Source organism: Exiguobacterium sp. E4787 (assembly GCF_018618375.1).
GTDB lineage: Bacteria > Bacillota > Bacilli > Exiguobacteriales > Exiguobacteriaceae > Exiguobacterium > Exiguobacterium chiriqhucha.
In genome coordinates this window covers 1-21112 of sequence record NZ_JACSLY010000009.1, presented here as the reverse complement: position 1 = coordinate 21112, position 21112 = coordinate 1, and the positions used below count along the sequence as shown (strand labels likewise).

17 protein-coding genes, 14 tRNA genes, 1 rRNA gene and 1 pseudogene are annotated in these 21112 nt (G+C 51.3%); 4 read left to right on the top strand and 29 right to left on the bottom strand.

Going from position 1 to position 21112, the window contains the following annotated elements; translation table 11 throughout:
* Window positions 1–46: 46 nt before the first annotated feature.
* The 3 genes from KNP80_RS10910 to KNP80_RS10900 form a co-directional block, all read right to left on the bottom strand.
* Window positions 47–697, bottom strand: coding sequence for an amino acid ABC transporter permease (locus KNP80_RS10910; protein WP_021066728.1), 651 nt, complete (start codon window positions 695–697; stop codon window positions 47–49).
* The gene (locus KNP80_RS10905) at window positions 694–1452 is read right to left on the bottom strand and encodes a transporter substrate-binding domain-containing protein (RefSeq protein ID WP_131472218.1); all 759 of its coding nucleotides are present in this window, start codon (window positions 1450–1452) and stop codon (window positions 694–696) included. Before KNP80_RS10905 ends, KNP80_RS10910 begins: the two co-directional genes overlap by 4 nt.
* Before the next feature lie 125 nt (window positions 1453–1577).
* Window positions 1578–3305: a phospho-sugar mutase gene (locus KNP80_RS10900; RefSeq protein WP_214834748.1), complete on the bottom strand. Its 1728-nt coding sequence runs from the start codon at window positions 3303–3305 to the stop codon at window positions 1578–1580.
* A 99-nt stretch (window positions 3306–3404) separates the two neighbouring features.
* Between KNP80_RS10900 and KNP80_RS10895 the strand changes: the two genes are divergently transcribed.
* Window positions 3405–4223: a sulfurtransferase gene (locus KNP80_RS10895; RefSeq protein WP_251128902.1), complete on the top strand. Its 819-nt coding sequence runs from the start codon at window positions 3405–3407 to the stop codon at window positions 4221–4223.
* A gap of 17 nt (window positions 4224–4240) precedes the next feature.
* On the opposite strand, the gene KNP80_RS10890 is transcribed toward KNP80_RS10895, so the two are convergent.
* The 4 genes from KNP80_RS10890 to KNP80_RS10875 are packed head-to-tail and all read right to left on the bottom strand — an operon-like array spanning window position 4241 to window position 10435.
* Window positions 4241–6673: a glycogen/starch/alpha-glucan phosphorylase gene (locus KNP80_RS10890; protein WP_214720474.1), complete on the bottom strand. Its 2433-nt coding sequence runs from the start codon at window positions 6671–6673 to the stop codon at window positions 4241–4243.
* Window positions 6674–6695: 22 nt separating this feature from the next.
* The gene (gene glgA / locus KNP80_RS10885) at window positions 6696–8135 is read right to left on the bottom strand and encodes a glycogen synthase GlgA (protein WP_214720473.1); all 1440 of its coding nucleotides are present in this window, start codon (window positions 8133–8135) and stop codon (window positions 6696–6698) included.
* A gap of 10 nt (window positions 8136–8145) precedes the next feature.
* Window positions 8146–9246 carry a glucose-1-phosphate adenylyltransferase subunit GlgD gene (glgD, locus tag KNP80_RS10880; RefSeq protein ID WP_214720472.1) on the bottom strand — a complete coding sequence of 367 codons (1101 nt, stop codon included), beginning with the start codon at window positions 9244–9246 and terminating at the stop codon, window positions 8146–8148.
* A 34-nt stretch (window positions 9247–9280) separates the two neighbouring features.
* A complete protein-coding gene (locus tag KNP80_RS10875; protein ID WP_214720471.1) occupies window positions 9281–10435 on the bottom strand; it encodes a glucose-1-phosphate adenylyltransferase in 1155 nt (384 codons plus the stop codon).
* A 152-nt stretch (window positions 10436–10587) separates the two neighbouring features.
* On the opposite strand from KNP80_RS10875, the gene KNP80_RS10870 reads away from it, so the two are divergent.
* The gene (locus tag KNP80_RS10870; RefSeq protein ID WP_251130380.1) at window positions 10588–12375 is read left to right on the top strand and encodes a transglycosylase domain-containing protein; all 1788 of its coding nucleotides are present in this window, start codon (window positions 10588–10590) and stop codon (window positions 12373–12375) included.
* Window positions 12376–12404: 29 nt separating this feature from the next.
* Here the strand turns inward: KNP80_RS10870 and KNP80_RS10865 are convergent, their stop codons facing one another.
* The 7 genes from KNP80_RS10865 to desA all read right to left on the bottom strand — a co-directional run bounded on the left by KNP80_RS10865 (window position 12405) and on the right by desA (window position 17526).
* Window positions 12405–13295 carry a hypothetical protein gene (locus KNP80_RS10865; protein WP_214720469.1) on the bottom strand — a complete coding sequence of 297 codons (891 nt, stop codon included), beginning with the start codon at window positions 13293–13295 and terminating at the stop codon, window positions 12405–12407.
* Window positions 13292–13849: a DUF5366 family protein gene (locus tag KNP80_RS10860; RefSeq protein ID WP_021066738.1), complete on the bottom strand. Its 558-nt coding sequence runs from the start codon at window positions 13847–13849 to the stop codon at window positions 13292–13294. Before KNP80_RS10860 ends, KNP80_RS10865 begins: the two co-directional genes overlap by 4 nt.
* Window positions 13850–14075: 226 nt before the next feature.
* The gene (gene trmL / locus KNP80_RS10855) at window positions 14076–14549 is read right to left on the bottom strand and encodes a tRNA (uridine(34)/cytosine(34)/5-carboxymethylaminomethyluridine(34)-2'-O)-methyltransferase TrmL (protein ID WP_021066740.1); all 474 of its coding nucleotides are present in this window, start codon (window positions 14547–14549) and stop codon (window positions 14076–14078) included.
* A 10-nt stretch (window positions 14550–14559) separates the two neighbouring features.
* Window positions 14560–15003 (bottom strand): methylated-DNA--[protein]-cysteine S-methyltransferase, encoded by a 444-nt coding sequence (locus tag KNP80_RS10850; protein ID WP_214720468.1) that lies wholly within the window; start codon window positions 15001–15003, stop codon window positions 14560–14562.
* Window positions 14984–16132: a tRNA epoxyqueuosine(34) reductase QueG gene (gene queG / locus KNP80_RS10845; protein ID WP_214834781.1), complete on the bottom strand. Its 1149-nt coding sequence runs from the start codon at window positions 16130–16132 to the stop codon at window positions 14984–14986. Before queG ends, KNP80_RS10850 begins: the two co-directional genes overlap by 20 nt.
* A 78-nt stretch (window positions 16133–16210) precedes the next feature.
* Window positions 16211–16281 (bottom strand) — tRNA-Gly (locus KNP80_RS10840).
* A gap of 225 nt (window positions 16282–16506) precedes the next feature.
* Entirely contained in the window at window positions 16507–17526 is a 1020-nt protein-coding gene (gene desA, locus KNP80_RS10835; RefSeq protein ID WP_214720467.1) for a Delta(5) desaturase DesA, read from the bottom strand.
* 589 nt (window positions 17527–18115) lie between these two features.
* On the opposite strand from desA, the gene KNP80_RS16005 reads away from it, so the two are divergent.
* Together KNP80_RS16005 and KNP80_RS10830 are read left to right on the top strand one after the other, a co-directional pair.
* Window positions 18116–18238, top strand: a complete 123-nt coding sequence (locus KNP80_RS16005) for a DUF6241 domain-containing protein (RefSeq protein WP_353047996.1) — start codon at window positions 18116–18118, stop codon at window positions 18236–18238.
* 29 nt (window positions 18239–18267) lie between these two features.
* Window positions 18268–18477: a hypothetical protein gene (locus KNP80_RS10830; protein WP_214834747.1), complete on the top strand. Its 210-nt coding sequence runs from the start codon at window positions 18268–18270 to the stop codon at window positions 18475–18477.
* A 41-nt stretch (window positions 18478–18518) separates the two neighbouring features.
* Here the strand turns inward: KNP80_RS10830 and KNP80_RS10825 are convergent.
* The 15 genes and pseudogenes from KNP80_RS10825 to rrf form a co-directional block, all read right to left on the bottom strand.
* Window positions 18519–19559, bottom strand: a pseudogene (locus KNP80_RS10825) (DUF2332 domain-containing protein).
* A gap of 158 nt (window positions 19560–19717) precedes the next feature.
* Window positions 19718–19798: transfer RNA gene (locus tag KNP80_RS10820), tRNA-Leu, on the bottom strand.
* Between the two features lie 9 nt (window positions 19799–19807).
* Window positions 19808–19881: transfer RNA gene (locus KNP80_RS10815), tRNA-Cys, on the bottom strand.
* Window positions 19882–19889: 8 nt separating this feature from the next.
* A tRNA-Gly gene (locus tag KNP80_RS10810) sits at window positions 19890–19964 on the bottom strand.
* Window positions 19965–19968: 4 nt separating this feature from the next.
* A tRNA-Gln gene (locus KNP80_RS10805) sits at window positions 19969–20043 on the bottom strand.
* A gap of 6 nt (window positions 20044–20049) precedes the next feature.
* Window positions 20050–20125 (bottom strand) — tRNA-His (locus KNP80_RS10800).
* Between the two features lie 18 nt (window positions 20126–20143).
* A tRNA-Trp gene (locus KNP80_RS10795) sits at window positions 20144–20214 on the bottom strand.
* Between the two features lie 3 nt (window positions 20215–20217).
* Window positions 20218–20301 (bottom strand) — tRNA-Tyr (locus KNP80_RS10790).
* Window positions 20302–20304: 3 nt separating this feature from the next.
* Window positions 20305–20380, bottom strand: a tRNA-Phe gene (locus tag KNP80_RS10785).
* 27 nt (window positions 20381–20407) lie between these two features.
* A tRNA-Asp gene (locus KNP80_RS10780) sits at window positions 20408–20483 on the bottom strand.
* A 7-nt stretch (window positions 20484–20490) separates the two neighbouring features.
* A tRNA-Met gene (locus tag KNP80_RS10775) sits at window positions 20491–20564 on the bottom strand.
* A 17-nt stretch (window positions 20565–20581) separates the two neighbouring features.
* Window positions 20582–20656, bottom strand: a tRNA-Glu gene (locus tag KNP80_RS10770).
* Window positions 20657–20675: 19 nt separating this feature from the next.
* A tRNA-Ser gene (locus tag KNP80_RS10765) sits at window positions 20676–20766 on the bottom strand.
* 13 nt (window positions 20767–20779) lie between these two features.
* Window positions 20780–20854: transfer RNA gene (locus KNP80_RS10760), tRNA-Asn, on the bottom strand.
* Between the two features lie 8 nt (window positions 20855–20862).
* Window positions 20863–20978, bottom strand: a 5S ribosomal RNA gene (gene rrf, locus KNP80_RS10755).
* Window positions 20979–21112: the final 134 nt, after the last annotated feature.

The window sequence follows — 21112 nt, the reverse complement described above, 5'->3', positions numbered from 1 at the left end:
TACAAAAACCCCTTCGATTGCAACCAATCGAAGGGATTTTTTTGTGTCAGCGAATCGCATACCGACGTTCGAGACGATGCTGCCCCGCTTGGATGAGCGTCGACAAGATCCAATAGATCGATGCCGAGAACAAGAGGAGCGGCATGACGAGATACGTCGTCGCTGCGATTTGGTCTGACACGTACGTCAACTCTTGGACGGCGATGACCGAACCGAGTGACGTCGATTTGATGATGTCGATGACCGAGTTGGACACCGGTGGGATTGCACGGGATAACGCCTGTGGAAAGATGATATCCTTGAAGCGCTTCGCACGCGGAATCCCGAGGGCGACACTCGCCTCGACTTGTCCGCGGTCGACCGAATTGATGGCCGCCCGGAACGCTTCCGAGATATAGGCCGCAAAGTGAAGGCCTAACCCAAAAATGAGCGCCTGCATCCCGCTCAGCTGGACGAAACCGGTCAGACCGACGTACAAGATGAGCAATTGCAACAGGAGCGGTGTGCCCCGGAAAAACGAAATATACGTACGCGTGAACAAACGAACGACCTTGACAGGACTGCTGTGCAAGACAGCGATGATCAGACCGAGCACCAAGGCGAGGAGAATCGACAGGATACTGGCGATCAACGTCAATTGTACGGCTTCGATATAGGCCGAACGGTTCTCGATGACGGTCGTGATCAGTTCACTCATTGACTGATGTCCTCACCGAAGTACTTCTCACCGATCTCAGCCATCGTGCCGTCTTCTTGCATTTCAGCGAGCGCCTCGTTCAAGCCTTCGAGCACGTCCGAGTCTTGGCGTGTCATGAAGCCGGCTTCGCTCTTGTTGAAGACGTCACCTACCGCTTTCACGTCGTAACCTGTCTTCTCTAGCTCCGTCAAGATGAAGAGACGGTCGTTGAGCGCCGCATCGAGACGTCCGACTTGAAGGTCTTGGAGCACTTGGTTCGCGCCTTTGTAGAACTTCACTTCAGCACCGGCTTCTTCAGCGAGCTTGGCGTAGACCGATCCTTGTGTCGAGCCGACGACTTTGCCGTCGAGGTCATCGATGCCTTGAATGTCTTCGTTGTCCGAAGCGACGATGACTTGCGCACCTGATACCGCGTACGGAGTTGAGAACGCGTATTTCTCTTCACGTTCTGGGGTGATACTCATTTGGTTGGCAATCATGTCGATGCGTTCCGCGTCGAGTGCTGGAACGAGTCCTTTGAAGTCCATCGGCTCGTATTCGACCGTGTAACCGGCACGCTCGGCCGCTTCGTTCAATACGTCGATGTCATACCCTGTGATTTCACCTTTGTCTTTGTACGTGAATGGCGGGTACGTCGCTTCTGTCCCGACTGTGATGACGGCTTCTTCTGAGCCGCTGTCTGTCTCTGTCCCGCAAGCCGCGAGCACCCCGAACGATGCGCCGATTGCAAGTACTGCTGTTAATGATTTTTTCATGGTAATTTCCGCCTTCCTGATAATCCGTATATGATTACATGGTTATGAACAATACACTCATCATACTGACGGGGGCATATCTTGTCAAACAAAAGACACCACCCTCGTCAGGGCGGTGTCGTCGATTAATCGATTGCTTTCGCTTGCTTCATGACATCGCGTTCAATCGCTTCCCGTTTCACTGTCGTTTTCTCCGCGCTATCGGCGTGGACACTGAAATAGAATTTGATTTTCGGTTCGGTCCCAGACGGACGCAGGCAGAACCATGAGCCGTCCTCGAAGATGAATTTGAGTACGTTCGACGACGGCAACTCGATTGCTTCCGTCTCTCCTTGACGCAAGTTCGTCGCGACTTGTTGCTTGTAATCCTCGAAGCGGACGACTTCGTAGCCGCCGACTTCCTGCGGCGGATTGGCGCGGAACGCCTCCATCATTCGACCGATTTGTTCGAGACCGGCTTTCCCTTTCAACGTCATCGATTGGAGCGACTCCTCGTAGAAGCCATACTTCTCATAGACGGCTTGAAGGGCATCGTATAACGTACGGCCGTGCTGTTTGTGGAAGGCCGCCATCTCGGCGCCGAGCAAACACGCTTGGACGGCATCTTTGTCACGACAGAAGTCCCCAATCAAATAGCCATAGCTCTCTTCATAACCGAATAAGAACTCATACTGACCCGACTCTTCATACTGCTTGATTTTCTCACCGATGAACTTAAAGCCAGTGAGCGTATTCTCGAGGTGGACCCCATACGCCTTGGCGATGGCTGCCCCAAGTTCGGACGTGACGATCGTCTTCGCAACGAAACCGTTCGTTGGAAGCGTGCCCGTCTCCACTTTTTGAGACAGGATGTAATCCATAAGGAGCGCCCCGGTCTGGTTCCCCGTCAAGACGAACCATTCGCCGTTGCGGTCACGGACCGTGAAACCGACACGGTCGGCGTCCGGGTCCGTCGCCATGAGCAAGTCGGCCCCGACGCGATCGCCGTACTGCATCGCGAGTTCAAAGGCAGCCCGTTCTTCCGGGTTCGGATAACTGACCGTCGGGAATGCCCCGTCCGGCTCAGCCTGTTCGTCGACGATGGTGACGTGTTCGAAGCCGTATGCTTTCAATCCTTCCATGACCGGACGACGTCCTGTGCCATGAAGCGGTGAATAGACGATTTTGAGCGGATCGCCTTGGACGTCCGTATGAATCCGAATCGATTGGAGGGCTTCCATGTAAGCTGCATCGACCGATGAGTCGACCGTGACGAGTGTGCCCTCGGCCCGAAGCGTTGCCTCCTCTTTGACGGCAATCGTCAATTCATCCTCGATGGCATTGACGTACGAGACGAGTTCATCGGCCTCGGCTGGTGGCAATTGCCCACCGTCGGCGCCATACACTTTGAAGCCGTTATATTCAGGCGGATTGTGGCTCGCCGTGATGACGATGCCGCCGAACGCGTTCAAGTGACGGACCGCGAATGACAACTCTGGCGTCGCTCGCAAACTAGGGAACAAGTATGTCTTAATCCCGTTCGAGGCGAGTGTACGTGCCGCCCCAAGTGCGAACTCCGGTGAGAAGTGGCGCGAGTCATGGGCAATGACGACGCCGTGACGTTTCGCTTCTTCTCCCGATGCAGCGATAAAGTCGGCAAAGCCTTGCGACGCCTTGCGGATTGTATAGATGTTCATCCGGTTCGCCCCTGGACCGATTTCACCGCGCATACCGCCCGTCCCGAATTCGAGCGTCTTATAGAAGGCATCCTCGAGTGATGTCTCGTCTTGTTCGAGCGCTTCGAGTTCAGCGCGTAAATGTGGCTCGAGTGCCTCGTGTTGTTTCCATCGGTCATATGTCTGTTGCCATGTCATGGTCAGTTCCCCTTTCGACATTCAAAAATTCAATCGAAGTACTCGCCAATTTGTTCCATCTTGTATACGATGGGAGTAACGAAACTTCGAGGTGATACTATGTTTCCAACTATGCGTGCCCAAGAATTGAAACACATCGTCCATACGGACTCGATTCGCTTTATTGATTGTCGTTATTCATTAAACGACGCCTCATACGGAAAGTATGTGTATCGACAGGGACATCTCCCGAACGCCGTCTTCCTCGATTTGATGGAAGATTTATCCGGTCCCGTCTCCGAACATGGCGGACGCCATCCACTGCCGTCAAAAGAAGCATGGACCGAGACGCTTCGCCGGATCGGGATTCAAAAAGATGATTTGATCATCATTTACGATGACGGATTCCCTTATGCCGCCCGTGCTTGGTGGTTATTCAAATGGGCCGGCCATGAGCGTGTCATCGTGCTCGAGGGCGGGATTCAGTCCGGCATCACTTACTGCGGCGAGACGACGACGGACGTTCCGTCCTACCCCGCCTCAGATTACGTCCCAGCGTTCCAAGACGAGATGATTGCGACGATCGAAGACGTCCGTGCCGCCACGGTCACGGGCGGGCTCTATGATTCACGGACGGCCGACCGGTACGACGGCAGCCATGAACCGATTGATCGCAAACCGGGCCATATCCCGAACGCCGTCCTTTGTCCGTATACCGAAGCCGTCACCGACCTCGGCACACTTCAAGATTTTCATGATTTGAGAGAGCTATACGCCAACGTCCTCGATGTCCCCAACCCCATCTTCTATTGCGGGAGCGGAGTCACCGCCTGCGTGAACATTTTGGCGTTACACGCCCTCGGCAAAGATGACGTCCGGCTGTACTCAGGGTCTTACTCTGATTGGATCAGTTATCCAGAAAACACGGTCCACCCGTAACGGGTGGATCGCTTTTTTTATTTCACGCTCGTCGGTTTGATGTTCCAGACGGCGTTCGCGTATTCCGTGATCGTCCGGTCACTCGAGAAGATTCCCGATTTGGCCGTGTTGACGATTGAACTCTCGGCCCAGCGTGCCTTGTCCGAGAACACCTCGTCGACGCGTCGTTGCGCCTGCATGTAAGACGCGAAATCTTTCAACACGAGGAAATCATCATTATAGACGAGAAGCGAGTCGAAGATGGCTTGGAATTGGTATTCTCCGACCTTGTCGAACGTTCCGTTGACGAGGGCGTCGACGACATTACGCACTTCCGTGTTCGCATGGTAGATGTCGGCCGCATGATAACCGCCGAACTTCTTGTAGTTCATGACTTCTTGCGGTGTCAATCCGAAGATGAAGATGTGATCGTCCCCGACCGCATCGCGAATCTCGATATTGGCCCCGTCGAGCGTCCCGATCGTGAGCGCACCGTTCATCATGAACTTCATGTTGCCGGTACCTGACGCCTCGTAGCTCGCTGTCGAGATTTGCTCACTCAAGTCTGAACCAGGGAAGATGCGCTCGGCCATCGAGACGCGATAGTTCTCGAGGAAGACGATTTTGATGAAGCGGCTCGCCCGTTTGTCATTGTTGATCATAGCTGCGAGCGCGTTAATGTATCGAATAACTTCTTTGGCGTAATAATACCCTGGTGCCGCCTTCGCCCCGAAGATGAACGTCCGTGGGACCATCGTGAACGTCGGATCGGCTTGAATCTTTTGATAGAGCGCATGAATGTGCATCGCGTCCATCAATTGACGTTTATAGGCGTGCAACCGCTTGACTTGGACGTCGAAAATCGAGTTTGGGTCGACGGCGATGCCCGTCTCGGCTTGGATATAGCCGGCCAAATCCAGTTTGTTCTGTTGTTTCACGTTCATGACCTGCTCTTGGAAACTCGCGTCTTTGGAGACACCCATCAACTTCTCAAGATCGTTCGGATGTTCGATCCACGATGGACCAATCGCATCGGTAATCAAGTTCGAGAGACGTGGGTTCGACTTGAGGAGCCAACGTCGATGCGTGATGCCGTTCGTCTTGTTGTTGAACCGAAGTGGGAACATCTCATACAAGTGACGCATCTCACGCTGCTTCAGGATGTCCGTATGAATTCGGGCCACCCCGTTCGTCGAGTGTGAGCCGACGACGGCAAGGTTCGCCATGTTGATGTGTTCGTTCGACACGATGGCAATCTCGCCCATATGCGGCTCGAGATGCGGGTAGTTGACGAGGACGTCTTTACAGAAACGGCGATTGATTTCCGTGATGATTTGATAAATACGCGGCAATAACCGCTCATACATCTCGACCGGCCACTTCTCAAGCGCTTCGGAGAGTAGTGTATGGTTCGTGAACGACATGACGCTCTTCGTCACGCGCCACGCTTCATCCCACCCGTAACCGTGGTCGTCCATCAAAATCCGCATGAGTTCAGGGATAGCCACGACCGGATGTGTGTCGTTAATATGGACGGCATAATGGTCGCCGAGGTGTTTCAAGGATTTATTATGACGTAAGTAAGACGTGATCATCGACTGGACGCCCGCCGAGACGAAAAAGTACTGTTGTTTCAAACGCAACACTTTTCCTTCGTATGTCGTGTCGTCCGGATATAGGAACTCAGAGATGGTCGCAATCGATTGTTTGTGTTTGAGCAGGTCTTTGTACGAACCTTTCGTCCGTTCCATGTACTCCTCGTCGTCAAACGGTGACTCGGCGTTCCAAAGACGGAGCGTATTGACGACCTCATTTTTGTAGCCGATGATCGGCATATCGTAAGGTACCGCTCGAACGACTTCATCCGGATGGTGAACGACGCGAAGCCGGTCGCCGATTTGCCGCATCTCGATCCAACCACCGAAATTGACGTCGACGGCTCGATCGGCACGGCGCGTCTCCCACATGTTCCCGTCACGAAGCCAGTTGTCTGGTAACTCGACTTGATAGCCGTCGACGATTTTTTGTTTGAACAAGCCGTATCGGTAGCGAATCCCGTTTCCGTGCCCTGGGAGACTGAGCGCTGCCAGCGAGTCGAGGAAGCAAGCGGCTAGGCGGCCGAGACCGCCGTTGCCGAGACCTGGTTCTGGCTCATACTCGGTGATGTCGGTGAAGTTGAATCCGAGTTCATCGAGACCCTCTTGCACGACTTCGAGGACGTCCATACTGAGCAAATTGTTATACAGAAAACGACCGAGCAAAAATTCAAGTGAGAAATAAATGACTTGTTTGCTCTGTTTTTCTTCTTGTTTGTCGCGGGTGTTGATCCATTTCGGGATTGCCTGCTCACGCACCATCGTTGCCAACGTTTGATACACTTCCTGCTCGGTCCCTTCATCAAACGACTTCCCGTTTAATGCGACAAATCTCTTTTGGAATGAAGTGACGAAGCTCTGTTTGTCTGTAAACATATGTGTGTAAAACTCCTTCCGGTCATGCAAATAGGTGATACAACTCACGGTATTGCTTCGCAGATTGTTTCCAGCTGAAGTCCGCGGTCATCGCTTGATGGACGAGCGCGTTCCAATTGTTATCATCATAGAAGACACGAATCGATTTCTCAATCGTCGCGAGCATCTCGTGGGCGTTATAGTTCAAGAAACCAAAGCCTGTGCCTTCCTGTGTGTATTCGTTATACGGTTTGACCGTATCGCGCAGTCCTCCCGTCTCTCGTACGATCGGGAGCGTCCCGTAACGCATCGAGATGAGCTGGCTGAGACCGCACGGCTCGAAGCGGGACGGCATGAGAAATGCGTCCGATCCGGCATAAATCAAGTGTGCGAGTTCGATATCGAAACCGATATACGACCCGACCTTGCCAGGGTGCGACGCCGTCATGTGATGGACGATGCCCTCATACTCCGGTTGACCCGACCCGAGGAACACGAACTGACAGTCCAAGTTCCCGAGCTCCTCACTCACCGCTTCAATCAAATCAAGACCTTTTTGTTCGACGAGTCGACTGACGAAGCCGATCAACATGACATCGTCACGTACCTCGAGGCCGAACCGCTCTTGAAGCTCACGCTTGTTGGCGAGCTTCCCTTCTTTGACTGTATCGAGATTGTACGTCTGGGCGATGCGCTTATCCGTGCTCGGATCATTGGTCGCCAAATCGAGGCCGTTCAAGATGCCTCGGACGTCGACAGACCGGTAACGGAGTGTCGCATCGAGTCCCTCTCCGTAATACGGTTCCATGATCTCATCGCGATAAGACGGGCTGACCGTCGTGATTTGGTCAGAGTGGACGATACCCGCCTTCATGTAGTTGACGAGACCGTTATGTTGGATCCCTTCTGCCGTGAAGTGTTCCGGACCGAACTGTAACAACTCGCCGAGGACCGCTTCCGGGAAGATGCCTTGATATTGCAGGTTATGGATGGTAAAGACGGTACGAATGCGTTGATACGCCTCGATATGTTGATAATGGATCCGCAAGAAGGCTGGGACGACACCGGTCTGCCAATCATGACAGTGGAGCACGTCAGGCACGTCTTCCGCTTCGAGCTTCCCGATCATCTCGAGCACGGCACGAGAGAAGAATGCGAAGCGCTCGGCATCATCGTAATGGCCATAGAGCACGCCTTCTCGTTTGAAGTAATATTCGTTGTCGATGAAGTAATACATGATTCCATCGCGTTCAAGTTTGAGGACGGCACCGAACTGCTTGCGCCAGCCGACCGGAACAATCAGATCGAACATGTACTCCATCTCATCTACGTATTCTTGAGCGATCGTGCCATATTTCGGCATGATGACACTCACTTCTTCACCAAGGCTAGACACCGCTTGAGGGAGCGAGCCGATGACATCGGCAAGCCCCCCCGTTTTCATGAACGGTGCCGCTTCTGAAGCGACATACCATATTTTCATAATATCCCCCTTACACCGTTGTCCGTTTTCCGATTACGATCGGCTCATCGACCGTACCACGAATGACTTGTCCTCGTTTGACGACCACTTCTTTATCTAAAATGGCGTTCTCGACGACAGCACCTTCTTCGATGATCGATTTGGATAGAATGATTGAATTTTTGACGCGGGCGTATTCGCTGACGACGACACCGCGGAAGAGAATACTGTTTTGGACTTCGCCGCTGATTTTACACCCGTTCGCGACGAGCGCCTCATTCACTTTCGACCCGTTCAAATAGCGCGTCGGCGGCTCATGTTTAATCTTCGTATAGATGTGCGGGAAGTCGTAAATGATTCCCTCATGACGAAGTAAGCGCATACTCTCATTATAGTATGAAAGTACAGAGTGAATCACCTGCATTTTGCCAGTATAGTGATACCCGTGAACGTGAAGGCGGTGCAGCTGCGGACGGATGACACCGTCGAGCAAGTCGTACTCTCCTTTTGATGTCGCTTCATCGACGAGACGAAGGAACAGGTTTTTCGACATGACAATCGTCTCCGTATACGTATACTCATCGCTCGGGCTGTATCCGCGCTCACCGATGCCGACGACACGGTCATTCTCGCCGAGGCGGATTGGACGGCAATAGCCACATTTCTGTTCATGGCCCGTATAGGCAAGCGTGATATCCGCCCCCATCGATTTGTGATGCTCGAGCATGTCTTGGAAATCGATTGTCGTCAACACGTTCGAACCTGTGATGACCACATACGGTTGCTTGCTGCGCACGAAATGTTCGCGGTGCATCGAGAAGTTGGCCAAATCGCCGAGGTATGCTTCTCCGTCAGGCTTGAGTGCCGGCGGGAAGATGTGCAGGCCACCTTGTGAGCGGTCTAAATCCCATTCTTTCCCTGATCCCAAGTGGTCCATGAGTGAACGGTATTTATCAAGTGTGAAAATACCAACTTGGTTGATACCTTGGGTGATCATGTTCGTTAATGTAAAGTCAATTAGGCGATAACGCCCTGAGAACGGGACAGCCGCTAAATTGCGGTGCCCCGTGAATTCAGGAAATAAGCCCTCTTCAGTTCCTAAGTTGATGACCCCTAACAAATCATTCGTCAACAGTAACGCCTCCTTGCGTCGGTCTTTTTTTAAATCAAACACGTTGTTTGAAGACTGTGCCGCTCTCGATATTTTCATGTGGTTCAATGACAACGATCTCACCACCCGGCTCGCCAACTGTCGCCCCGTCTTGAATGACGGCACAGCTCGCGACGATTGCTCGATGAATCGTTACATCTTTTCCAATCCGTGCTCCCGGCATGATGACCGAGTCTTTGACGAGCGAGCCTTCACCGACACGTACATCGTAGAACAAGACCGAATGTTGGACCTCGCCCTCGATTTGGCAGCCTTCGTTAATGACCGACTGTTCGACACACGCATCTTTCCCGATGAATTGCGGTGTTTGGTTCGGGTTGACCGAATAGATTTTCCAGTTCGGATCGTAAAGGTCGAACGGTGGATCTTCTTCGAGCAAGTCCATGTTGGCTTCCCAAAGCGATTGGATTGTTCCAACGTCTTTCCAGTAGCCTTTGAATTTATAAGCGAACACGTTTAAGCCGTCAAGGAGTGTGTTCGGAATGATGTTTTTACCAAAGTCGAAACTTGATGTCTCATCTTCTGCGTCTTGAATCAAATGCTCCCGAAGTACTTTCCAGTTGAAGATATAAATCCCCATCGAGGCCAAGTTGCTCTTCGGCTTCTCTGGCTTCTCGTCGAACTCATTGATGCGAAGATCATCGCTCGTATTCAAAATCCCGAAGCGCGGCGCCTCGTCCCATGGAACTTCCATGACCGAAATCGTGACGTCGGCTTGCTTCTCTTTATGGAAATCGAGCATCTTCTCATAGTCCATCTTGTAAATGTGATCCCCCGATAGGATCAGCACGTACTCCGGATTGTAGTCGTCGATATAGCTCAAGTTCCGATAAATCGCATTGGCCGTACCCTCGTACCAGTTTTTTCCCGACTGTGCTTGGTATGGCGGTAAGATGGCCAAGCCTCCGTTGCGGCGGTCCAAGTCCCAGGCTGACCCGATGCCTAGGTAACGGTTCAATTCTAGCGGCTCATATTGTGTCAACACGCCCACCGTCGTGATTCCCGAATTGGTACAGTTCGATAATGGAAAATCAATGATCCGGTATTTCCCCCCAAAGTTGACAGCAGGCTTTGCTGTCTTCCGTGTGAGAGGCCCGAGTCGTTTCCCTTCTCCTCCTGCGAGGAGCATCGCAACCATTTCTTGCTTCATAGTACAGCCTCCTAAATTCATAATATAATCATCTATTACCCTCTTTCTCTATTTCCTAATGTATTCCTGCCCAAATTATTATATGATAACGTTTACATTTTGAATTTTTTTGAAAGATTGACGATATAATGTATGAAGAGAGAGGTGAGACGATGCGAGCGTGGATTGGGACACTATTTTTTGCTGGACTGTTAGCCGTCGGCGGGACGATCAGCGGAGCGTTAAAAGAAGAGATTGAGCAAGCGAAACAGATTATGACGTGGGGTGAAAAGACGGTCAACGCGACCCCGCTCGCGTCGAAACATGCCGTCACGTTGACGTACAAAGGCGGGACGGAACGGCTCTATTTGAACGGTCGTCGCGATGACGTCTCTGTCGCGCGCTTTCCGGCCCACCTCCGTGAAGCCATCATGACCATCGAAGACCGCAAGTTTAACGCCCATCCGGGATATGACCTCGGCGGTATCGCTCGGGCTTTCATCAATAACGCCAATGAATCCTCGCGCCAGGGCGGGAGCACAATCACCCAACAGCTCGCCCGGAACGTCTATTTGACGCACGAGCGGACTTACGAGCGCAAAGTGAAGGAATTATTGCTCGCCCGGGCACTTGAAAAACAATATAGTAAAAAAGAAATTATGACGGCCTACAGCAACGTCATCTTCTTCGGACATAACGTTTACGGGATTCAAGCGGCGGCCGAGACGTATTTCGCTCGTCCGCTCGAAGATTTGAACTGGAATCAAATCGCTTTCCTGTTAACCGTTCCGAACAATCCATCTTTATATGATCCGCTCGATCCATCGGAATCGTTTTATGAGCGTAAAGATCGAATCCTCACCCAGCTCCGTGATGCCGGCGTCATATCGAGACAAGCGTATGAGACGCATCACGGGGTGAAGCTGACGGCGACGTATCGTCAACACGTCGTCCGATATCCCGATTATATGGATACGGTCATGAAAGAGGCAATCCGACTCGTCCGCTCGCGTTACGACCTCGATGAAGAGGCCGCCAGAGACTACTTGGCGATCAATCAAGCGACAATCGAGACGCATCTGTCCGTCGCCCGGCAACAACAGGCGAAACAAGTCATGACGAAATTGCCGAACGGTTTGAACGGCGGCTATGCCGAGCTGACGCCGAACGGACGCATCATCGCCCTCGTCGATTCAGAGATGACCCAATCGGGTGAATTCAATCGGGCCACGCAAGCGTTCCGCCAACCTGGGTCGGCCATCAAGCCTGTCCTCGTGTTTGCGCCCTATATAGAAGAGACCGGAGCGAAACTCGATACCATCCTCGACGGTCGGCCGGTATGTTACGGGACGTATTGTCCGACGAATAGCGGAAATCGTGTCCTCGGTGATGTATCGTTCCGTGATACGGTCGCATATTCCTACAACACGCCGGCGCTCGCCGCCTTCACCGCAATCGATCAAGAAGTAGCGTATACGACGGCGGACATGATGTTCAGCCAGTGGGACGCTAAGACCGATAACAGTCTCGCCAGCGCACTCGGCGGGTTGACCCAAGGCGTGTCGCCCAAAGAGCTCGCCGCCGCCTATACCCCGTTTCTCAACCAAGGCGTGTACGTGTCCGGCCAGACGATTAAACAGATTCGCTTCGAGTCGGGCGCAGTTACAATCACGCCAAGTATGACGAAGCAAGCCGTCTGGTCGAAAGCGACCGTCACGACGATGCGGGAGGCGTTGTCCGCTGTCACCACATACGGGACAGGACGTTACGCCAACCAAATCAAAGCGCCTTATATCGGTGGAAAGACCGGCACGACGAACTCGCATAAAGACATGTGGTACGTCGGCTTAACCGATGAGACGATCACGGCCATCTGGCTCGGCGCCGACACGCCGCGGCCGTTCCCGGAGCTCGCCAACCGAGCCTATCCTGCTATCGTTTGGACGGAGGCGCATCGCTAAAAGCCAGGGACATCGCTGTCCCTGGCTTTTTATAATCGTCGATACGTATGGCACGTGTAATTTCCCCATGCCTCGAACAGTTCATGTTGTTGAATCAGTTTCCACGGATTGAACAGCGTCTGTCCGTTCTTGTTGAAGAAGATCCCGGCGCCGATGCAGTACGTCGCGTGTTGGACCCGCCCTGCCTCATCGACGAACGTGAGCACGTCCCCTCGTTCGGTCAGTCCCGAATCGGTTCTCATGTAACCGGCCTGACCGAGTGTCTGGAGGAACGTGCCAGGATGGAGCCATTGCGTGGCCATCCATTCGGCACCGGTCACCGCGAACAGCGTGGCCGCGAGGCAATTGCTGCCTGACGTGACCGGGAAAGTGTTGGCAAAACGTCGCACATGGTCAGGGCAAGTATCGGGAATAGAACTCGCCGTCCACTCGTCCCAGGCTTTGGCGTACTCAAACGTCAGTTGACGACACATCTCGTCTGGCATCACCTGAAAGGCTGACTGATGTAAGATGAGATACGGCACACCGTTTACCGTCACAATCGAAGTCGCCAACGAATCGATCTCCATGTCAGCCGCCGGGAAAACGAGCCCCCGTCCAACCGTGACTTGATAGGTAAGCAACTCGCTCCTCACTGCTGGCGGTAATGTCGCAATCCAACCAGGTGGCGCATGCAAGACAAAGGCGGCCTCGCGGTCGATGGTCCAATACGTATAGGCGTTGGCGAGTCGAATATCCCGATAAGACGGATGGACGTTGAATTCCGCTCGCGGGACAATCAAGACGTTCGCATCTGTGCCAAGTAGCGCAACCAGGCTCTCATCCGCCATGAACAAGTCCATCGGTGGCACCATCGATCTCATCCATGCCCGGACGACTTCTTCGGTCGGCATGAGGGGAATCGTCATGTTCACCGTCATAGGATGATATCCCCGACCGAGTTAAACAAGCGGAGCATCGCCCAAGCGAGGCCGCTCAACAAGATGGCCCACATCATCGCTTGAATCAAGAGCAGACCGATCGCCCGAAACGTCGACATCAACTGACTGACTTGCCATATGTAATAGAACAAATAGAGGACGAATGTGCCGAGCAATACCGCGATGACGGCAAGGAGCGAGTTCAGGAACAAGAAGCTGATTCCCGATCCGACCAAGAAAATCGTCGCCCCTGGCTTGAGACGATGGAGCGAGCTGCCGTTCGTCTCACGCGCGAAGAAGGCGAATCCGAGTTGATTGAACGTGTCGGCCACGAGCTTGAAGGCGCTGAACAGCATGAAGTAGATGGTAAAGAACACGACGAGCACGAGCACTTTTGACTCTTGGACGGACAACAGCGCGATAATCTCGCTGTAGACACCGACACGGGTCAACCATTGAATCACATACTCGCTCGTGGCGATCGCAAGCGACATCGAGAACAGAATAATCCCAATCAACGGGGCATAGCTTAACAAGTACACGTTTGTTTTCATATCGGCTCCAATTTCACAAGAATTTCTCATATTCAGTGCAAATCTATTATCAAGTATATTATAATATTTGTAGTCACGGAGAACAAAAGGGGGATTTTCAGATGGGTTTGTTACTAATGGTCGGAATCAGCGTCGTCTTCCTCGCAGCTATCTTTACAGCTGGATACAACAGAAAACCTGAAGGTAATCAATAAGAGCCGAGATTCTCACGAATCCGGCTCTTTTTTTATTTCAACCCAGCATATCCTTGTTGGCGGAGCGCCTCATAGACGATAATCGCCGCCGTGTTCGAGACGTTGAGCGATCGTACGAGGTTCGATTGCGGCAAGCGGATGCAACGGTCAAGGTTATTCTCGATGACTTCCATCGGCAACCCTTTCGTTTCGCGTCCGAAGACGAAGAAATAGTCTTTGTCGACCGCAGACACGTCGAGGTCACTCGGGTACTGTTCCCCGTACTTGGTAATGTAGAAGAACTCTCCGTCCGGGTGCTTGGCCCACAGTTCGTCAAGCGAATCGTGATACCGTACGTCTACGAACTGCCAATAATCGAGCCCGGCGCGTTTGAGCATTTTATCGTCTGTCGAAAAACCTAAAGGACGAATCAAATGAAGCACCGAATTCGTCGCGGCACATGTGCGCGAGACGTTACCTGTATTCGCCGGGATTTCTGGTTGGAACATTACTACATGGATTGCCATAATCTACTCCTCACTTCACTTGTTCGAGATCAAGTAATCGTTGTTTTTGATGAATACCGCCTGCGAAACCGGTCAATTGCCCCCCGCTACCGACGACCCGGTGGCACGGGAAAATGACAGGCAACGGATTCCGGTTCAGTGCCTGACCGACCGCACGAACCGCTTTTGGTCGTCCGATTTGTTCGGCGATTTGTTTGTACGTCCGCGTCTCTCCGAACGGGATCGTTAAGAGCGCATCCCATACTTCTTGCTGAAAGACGGTCCCATGCATCTCAATCCACTCGCGGTCAGACGATTGAAGCCCGTATTGTTCGACACGTTCAATCAGTTCGGTCAGCCAAGCTGGTGCCGAACCATCATCCGCTTCCGTCTCCGCAAAGTCTAACGCACATAGCTTTCCATCGGCGTTCAATTCATAGGCTAACGTTCCCCATTTAGATGACACGGTCTTCATGACTCCACTCCTCTCGGAATAATCGAATCTCTTCATGTACGAGCTCCGACGTCTCCGTCGACTCAATCTGTTGATAAATCGTCTCGGCTTCGGCTCCGAGAATCGCCCCGATCGCCCAGACGGCTGTCGCCCGCATGTCTTCGCGCTCATCCTGTTGGATGAAGTCTTCGAGCACCGGCACGGCTGACGGTTCCCGATAATGGGCCAACGCTAGAATTGCATTTCGCTGAATCGGTTTTTTCCCGCGCCATGCGCCAGACAGATGACCGAACTTTGCTTTGAACTCGCGATTGCTCATATTCAAGAGCGGGACGAGCAACGGTTTGACGATTTCCGCTTCCGGAAGCAATTCTTCATGATGACGCCAGTCCTTCTTCCGATTATACGGACAGACTTGTTGGCACGTGTCACAGCCGTATAGCCGTCCGCCGAGCTTCGAGCGGAACTCACGTGGCATGAGTGTCTTCATTTGCGTCAAATAGGCGATGCAACGTTTTGCGTCGAGCACACCCGGTTCGATGAGCGCCGTCGTCGGACATGCCGTCATGCATTTCGTGCATTCTCCGCACCCGTCCTCAATCATCTCGTCCGGTGGTAAGTATGTGTCCAGGATCATCTCGCCTAGGTAGAGGTACGACCCCTTCTCGGGCGAAATGATGGAACAGTTCTTGCCGCTGAAGCCGATTCCGGCCCGTTCGGCCACCGCCCGATCGACAAGCTCTCCCGTATCGACCATCGAGCGTGTCCGGACGCCCGGGACGAGCTGTTCAATATACGCCTGCAAATGTTCGAGTCTCGAGCCGACAGCGCGATGGTAGTCGAGCCCCCACGATGCCCGGGCGAACAAACCGCGGCGCTCATCGGCCACACTTCGCGGCGCGTCCTTCAATTTGCTCGGATACAGGATAGCGATTGCAATAATCGACTGCGCTTCTTCAAGTAGCAGCGTCGGTGTCGTCCGTTTGTCCAAGTCAGGCTCCTCGAACCCCGAAGCTAATCCCTTTTCTTGCTGCTTCACGAGACGTTGCTTCATGACGATGAACGGGTCGGCCGTCGTCACTTTCAACTCGTCAATCCCAATTGTCGTTGCGTACGCCACAATCTTCTGCTTAAGTGTTTCCGGGGTCATCCCATTCATCGAATCACCTCTTTCATGCCTATTTTCGCATACAAAAAATCTCCCCGCCAGTCGGCAGAGAGATGATGAAGCGGGTGAAGAGAATCGAACTCTCGTCATCAGCTTGGAAGGCTGAGGTTTTACCATTAAACTACACCCGCATGGTTCATATGAGTCGGCTGTAAAAGCGACTACAATCAATATACATCTATACCTTTCGGAAGTCAACACTTTTAAAGAAATTTCTTTGATGGCTTATCAAGTCTATACGTTTATTGTCTGAGTACATCTAGTTCCCTTATTTATCTTCTTTAAATCATATCTCAATATAAGATAGCTGTGGCGATATAAAAATATCCTGCCGACAAAGTCGGCAGGAATGTGCGTCACAACGATGACGTCTTCGGTTCCCGAAGCAAGTGCTTAATATCGCGGAACGTGACGAACGTCTTGTTCTGAGCATCGTACAGTTTGTAGCGTAGCGACTTCAAACTAGACCATAGACCAATCGTCGTCGCTTTTTGGAGCGGCGGCGTCGACGTATGGGCTTGTTCAAGGTTGTAGTTCGGTACACGCGGGCTCAAGTGATGAACATGGTGGAAACCGATATTCCCGGTTACCCACTGCAACACTTTCGGCAACTCGTAATACGAGCTTCCTTCGATGGCAGCCTTCACATAGTCCCACTCGCTCTCGTCCTCGAAATATGAGTCTTCGAACGTATGCTGTACGTAGAACAACCAGATTCCAAGGACACCGGCTGTGAACATCGTCGTGCCTTGAACGATCAAGAACGCTTTCCAACCGACGAGCGCGATGACGAGCGCATAGAGCACGACGAGCGACAAGTTAATGAGATATGTGTTGTTCCGTTCTTTTTTACGCGCATCTTTCCGATTAAAACGGCTCGTGATAAGAATCAAGAACAACGGGCCGAGACCGAACATGACGAGCGGGTTACGGTATAGACGATATTGCAATCGAGTCCATCTCGATGCCTCGACGTATTCTTCAATCGTCATGACCCAAATGTCACCGACGCCACGTTTGTCCAAGTTACCACTCGAAGCATGGTGAATCGAATGCTCTCGTTTCCATTTCTCATATGGGAACAACGTTAGAATCCCCATAATCGTCCCGACGATGGCGTTCGCCTTCTTATTCTTGAAAAACGAACCGTGCGTACAGTCGTGGAAAATGATGAACATCCGGACGACGAAGCCAGCTGCGACGATGGCGAGCGGGATGGTCAAGAAGACCGAGATTTGGAGCGCCTGATAGGCAAGAATCCAGGCTGCAAGAAACGGCAAGATCGTGTTGATCATCTGCCGGACGCTCTTCTTCACGTCGGCCTTTTCAAACGGCGAGACGTGCTTTCGGAGCTGGGCGATTTTTTCTTTACTCATGTACAACTTCCTCCTCAATTGCAAATAGCGATAACGACAACAAAAATGAAATATGAAACCAAATGCACTATGAGATTGACGAGCAACGTGACCGTCACTAAAATTTATTCATCATAAAATATTATTACCAGGTAATTATATCACATCACAGAAGGAAAATCGTTCATTCCAAATGAGTTATCAAATCATTTTTTTGTTTTTTTATCTATTTTTCCATATAAATTCCTTATATGGGATTAATAGCATTTGAAGTGTGTTAAATCCAACTATGTACAGATAGTAGGCAATGATATTGTTCAAAAAACTGAAACAGGTATTTACCCTGAAGCGACTCATCATCACGACGAGCGTCCTCATCTTGCTCATTCCAGTTTTTTGGATCAGCTACACGTTTTATAAAAACTTAAGTCAAGGTGTCGAGAATGAGAATCTTGATGACAAATACGTAAACCGCGTCAAAGAACTACAAATCGAAGTATTCAAGGAAGACCCATTAGACCGCAGAGGCAACTCCACCGCAAAGACTCGCGTTGAATTATAGGTCTCTTTCAATGAAGAGAAACCAAATCGAACTGAATTGATCAAAAGCATGCACTTGATGACACATCAAAAAATATCAGCCCGTTCCAAATGGGTAGCGATTCCGATGACAACACAGAACATTCAACAGTCAGCTGAATACTTGGAGCTCTTAAAACTAAATTTAAAATAGATGATCGAATGTACGCCGAGTTGAAAACGATGCTTGATCACTGGTCACAAGGTGACTTCACTCTAGCTGACAAGGAACAGGATCGCTTATTGGACTTTCTCCAAGCGAGTAGAGGTTTCTCGAACGGATTAGCTACCAAGAACGAAGAAGACCTCTTTATTTTGAACAACTTCGGACCAGAATACTTGAACACATTGAATGAATCGACGTACACGTCATATGAAGAATCATCTCCGTGATGGTTCTTTTTTTCATTGATCTTAAAAAGCTCTAACTGAGGTTAGAGCTTACTGAGTCTTCGCTGAAGACTTTCTTGCGCTTCTGGTGGTAACAACCAGTTGAACCAACGTCCATGCCCATCCGTTTCGGCGAGCACGAACTCACTCTTTCTGCCGTCGATAATAAGATCGAGGTGGAGTAGCTTGTCTTGGACATTATTATAGATGTGACAGACGTCCCGATTCTCACCTATCAAGTCGACTTGATATAAAAGCTCATGCTTGGTTTCAAGCGGCATCTGATTCGCCACATGTGTATGGAAAATACAGACGATGGTATCCCGATCAATTGAATCGACCCGTGGTTTTAATAATTGAACTCCATCCCCTTGAATCAACTCCAATGGTTGTGACCCGACCAACGCGCTCGCCTGCTCAAATAGTTCTAGACGAGTTTCATGTTCCGGCCAGATGAGAGCCTTCAACCACAATTTTTCATCTGCATCGGTCAAATCGACGATATTCAAATCGAACCCGATTCGTTCCCGGACTGGAGGAAGCTGTAGATTCAGTCGAGGTCTTCCTTCGCCAATCACCTCCGCTGAAATCTCGAGAGATGACGTGACGTTCCCGACCAGTTCGCTGTCGTCATATCGATAGCTGTACTAATCCCATAGGAGCTGTAGACCGGCGCTCGTACCAATCTCTACTAAAGCCAACGGTTGCTTTGAGTATCTAGAAATCATACCGAACACTGGATATAAATACGCACATCGTCTCACTTCGTTCGTTTGAACGAGCCTAGTCTGTAAGAGAGCAACCAACTCAGTTTCATAAGTCGTGCAAAATTGTTGAAAACTCGGAAATAGTCCTTCATCTACCTTTTTCGCTTCAATGGCCACGCTTGGGTAATAGTCGCCTAATGGATGCTGGTGCCCACTCAAGAGCAGATAATGGACTGCCCCAAACAACAAGTTTGGAACAGGCTGTCCCGAATTGGCTTGTTCACATAATGTGAGAATCGATACGTCTGTCGCTATCTCGTTCGACAATGATTCATAAAGAACACTCGAACCTCTACACTCGTTTGTAGCAAACCTCATAAAAGTTTGAGCGATTTGATCTGTCGGCAATGTACTTCCCTCTTCGTCCCCTTGCACAATCGTACACTCCTTGCTTATTCCTTACGCATCGCTCACTTCCCTTTATTTTTAAACTTTCACATACAAAAAAGACCCTAGCCTCAGCTAGGATCTACGGATACCGGTGGTCGGAGTCGAACCGACACTCCAGAGGAACACGATTTTGAGTCGTGCGCGTCTACCAATTCCGCCACACCGGCATATTATGTTGGAGGCGCCAGTCGGAATCGAACCGACGATAGAGGAGTTGCAGTCCTCTGCCTTACCACTTGGCTATGGCGCCAAATTTAATGGAGCGGAAGACGGGATTCGAACCCGCGACCCCGACCTTGGCAAGGTCGTATTCTACCACTGAACTACTTCCGCATAATGGCTGGGCTGGAAGGGATCGAACCTACGCATGTCGGAATCAAAATCCGATGCCTTACCACTTGGCTACAGCCCAATAAAATGGGGCGACTGAAGGGAATTGAACCCTCGAATGCCGGAATCACAATCCGGTGCGTTAACCACTTCGCCACAATCGCCATAATTATATTAGAAAGCAGGGGCAGCAGGAATCGAACCCGCGCTGACGGTTTTGGAGACCGTAGTTCTACCGCTAAACTATGCCCCTAAGTGGTGGGGGGGGGCGGATTCGAACCGCCGAACCCGAGGGAGCGGATTTACAGTCCGCCGCGTTTAGCCACTTCGCTACCCCCCCACATGGTGGCTTTGGACGGAATCGAACCGCCGACACAAGGATTTTCAGTCCTTTGCTCTACCAACTGAGCTACAAAGCCATGTATGTAGTAATTTAATTGAAAAAATGGCGGTCCTGACGGGATTCGAACCCGCGATCTCCTGCGTGACAGGCAGGCATGTTAACCGCTACACCACAGGACCACACTAATTGCGGGGGCTGGATTTGAACCAACGACCTTCGGGTTATGAGCCCGACGAGCTACCAGACTGCTCCACCCCGCGACGATATAAAATTTAAATGGTGACCCGTACGGGATTCGAACCCGTGTTACCGCCGTGAAAGGGCGGTGTCTTAACCGCTTGACCAACGGGCCATACTATTGATTGAAAAACTGGCGGAGAGCAAGGGATTCGAACCCTTGAGACGGTTTTGCCGCCTACACGAATTCCAATCGTGCTCCTTCGGCCACTCGGACAGCTCTCCAAAAAGAGAAAAGTGGCTCCGCAAGTAGGATTTGAACCTACGACCTACCGGTTAACAGCCGGTTGCTCTACCACTGAGCTATTGCGGAACGATCTTGCCTGGCAGCGTCCTATCCTCACAGGGGGAGACCCCCAACTACTTTCGGCGCTGAAGCGCTTAACTTCCGTGTTCGGCATGGGAACGGGTGTGGCCGCTTCGCTATCGCCACCAGACAAGTATTATATTAACATTATTTAGTCATAACGTCAATATTTTTTAAGAGATTGTTCTCTCAAAACTGAAGACTCATCAATTCACACAAACCTTAGACTAGATCAAAGCCTCGACCGATTAGTATCATTCAGCT

What these genes read in the sequence shown, in the direction of transcription:
- KNP80_RS10875 (WP_214720471.1), bottom strand. Translation starts at nt 10,435, where the DNA reads ATGAAGCAAGAAATGGTTGCGATGCTCCTCGCAGGAGGAGAAGGGAAA.
- trmL (WP_021066740.1), bottom strand. Translation starts at nt 14,549, where the DNA reads ATGGCAATCCATGTAGTAATGTTCCAACCAGAAATCCCGGCGAATACA.
- glgA (WP_214720473.1), bottom strand. Translation starts at nt 8,135, where the DNA reads ATGAAAATATGGTATGTCGCTTCAGAAGCGGCACCGTTCATGAAAACG.
- KNP80_RS10865 (WP_214720469.1), bottom strand. Translation starts at nt 13,295, where the DNA reads ATGACGGTGAACATGACGATTCCCCTCATGCCGACCGAAGAAGTCGTC.
- KNP80_RS10860 (WP_021066738.1), bottom strand. Translation starts at nt 13,849, where the DNA reads ATGAAAACAAACGTGTACTTGTTAAGCTATGCCCCGTTGATTGGGATT.
- KNP80_RS10850 (WP_214720468.1), bottom strand. Translation starts at nt 15,003, where the DNA reads ATGAAGACCGTGTCATCTAAATGGGGAACGTTAGCCTATGAATTGAAC.
- KNP80_RS10900 (WP_214834748.1), bottom strand. Translation starts at nt 3,305, where the DNA reads ATGACATGGCAACAGACATATGACCGATGGAAACAACACGAGGCACTC.
- KNP80_RS10830 (WP_214834747.1), top strand. Translation starts at nt 18,268, where the DNA reads ATGCTTGATCACTGGTCACAAGGTGACTTCACTCTAGCTGACAAGGAA.
- desA (WP_214720467.1), bottom strand. Translation starts at nt 17,526, where the DNA reads ATGAGTAAAGAAAAAATCGCCCAGCTCCGAAAGCACGTCTCGCCGTTT.
- KNP80_RS10910 (WP_021066728.1), bottom strand. Translation starts at nt 697, where the DNA reads ATGAGTGAACTGATCACGACCGTCATCGAGAACCGTTCGGCCTATATC.
- KNP80_RS10905 (WP_131472218.1), bottom strand. Translation starts at nt 1,452, where the DNA reads ATGAAAAAATCATTAACAGCAGTACTTGCAATCGGCGCATCGTTCGGG.
- queG (WP_214834781.1), bottom strand. Translation starts at nt 16,132, where the DNA reads ATGACCCCGGAAACACTTAAGCAGAAGATTGTGGCGTACGCAACGACA.
- KNP80_RS10870 (WP_251130380.1), top strand. Translation starts at nt 10,588, where the DNA reads ATGCGAGCGTGGATTGGGACACTATTTTTTGCTGGACTGTTAGCCGTC.
- KNP80_RS10890 (WP_214720474.1), bottom strand. Translation starts at nt 6,673, where the DNA reads ATGTTTACAGACAAACAGAGCTTCGTCACTTCATTCCAAAAGAGATTT.
- KNP80_RS16005 (WP_353047996.1), top strand. Translation starts at nt 18,116, where the DNA reads ATGCACTTGATGACACATCAAAAAATATCAGCCCGTTCCAAATGGGTA.
- KNP80_RS10895 (WP_251128902.1), top strand. Translation starts at nt 3,405, where the DNA reads ATGTTTCCAACTATGCGTGCCCAAGAATTGAAACACATCGTCCATACG.